This window comes from Pseudomonas sp. WSY_20 (assembly GCF_043104335.1).
In the GTDB taxonomy this organism is placed as follows: domain Bacteria; phylum Pseudomonadota; class Gammaproteobacteria; order Pseudomonadales; family Pseudomonadaceae; genus Aquipseudomonas; species Aquipseudomonas parafulva_B.
On record NZ_JBICKP010000031.1, the window covers coordinates 1 to 817 of the forward strand.

Below are 817 nucleotides of genomic sequence, written 5' to 3' on the forward strand. Positions count from 1 at the left end.
CCTGATCAGCCTTCGCTGATCAGGAAGGAGAATTGACCATGCTGTTCCTGACCCGCCGGCGCGGCGAAGTCGTAATCATCGGCGACGCTATTCAAGTCACGGTCATGCAGTTCGATCTGCATCAGGTTCGCCTGGGCATCCAGGCGCCCGGTGACCTCGAGATTCACTGGCAGGAGAACGCCCGTGATATCCGCACCCGCGCCCAACCGCAAAGCCCGGTTAGCGTAGACCGCCGGCATACTGAAACCGTGACGATTGGCGGCAGCATTCAGATAGCGATATTGCAAACCGGCCTACACCAGATCCGCCTTTGCGTTGAGGCACCCCGGGATGTTCGCGTCGATAGAGATGAAGTCCATCACCGCCCCCAGGTAAAACACGCCAGCGAGGCCGCGCCGCCGCCAGCCCCAGCCCCAGCCCCAGCCAAGCGAACCCTGCGCACGCTCTCGCTCAAACGCCACTGATCATATTTCGACCGGGCCATTTTTGGCCCGGCCTAGCCAAAAATGGCACAGTTAAAACCCTTTATTTTCAATCACTTAATATATTCCAGGCCAAAAATGGCCCGCCGCAACTGGATTCCACCTCGATTTACCCGGCCGCACACGCGCCACCACCGCACCAGAATATCCACGCAGCCCAGTAAGTACGCAGGGTTCAAAGAAGCTTCCGGGCAAAAACACGTATTGGCATGCCCCCTGCAATGTCGTCCTCGTCCCCGCATGGGACGGCATCAACGGCCACTGCGGCCCTCTCGACGACATAAGGAATCCGTCATGTCCACACCCGCCTACATCGCCATCACCGGCAAAACCCA

1 protein-coding gene is annotated in these 817 nt (G+C 58.9%); it reads left to right on the forward strand.

Annotation, left to right across the window (positions count from 1 at the left end; all coding sequences use genetic code 11):
* Positions 1-38: 38 nt before the first annotated feature.
* The gene (locus ACF8E5_RS09510; protein ID WP_392475197.1) at positions 39-464 is read left to right on the forward strand and encodes a carbon storage regulator; all 426 of its coding nucleotides are present in this window, start codon (positions 39-41) and stop codon (positions 462-464) included.
* Positions 465-817 lie beyond the last annotated feature (353 nt).

What these genes read in the sequence shown, in the direction of transcription:
- ACF8E5_RS09510 (WP_392475197.1), top strand. Translation starts at nt 39, where the DNA reads ATGCTGTTCCTGACCCGCCGGCGCGGCGAAGTCGTAATCATCGGCGAC.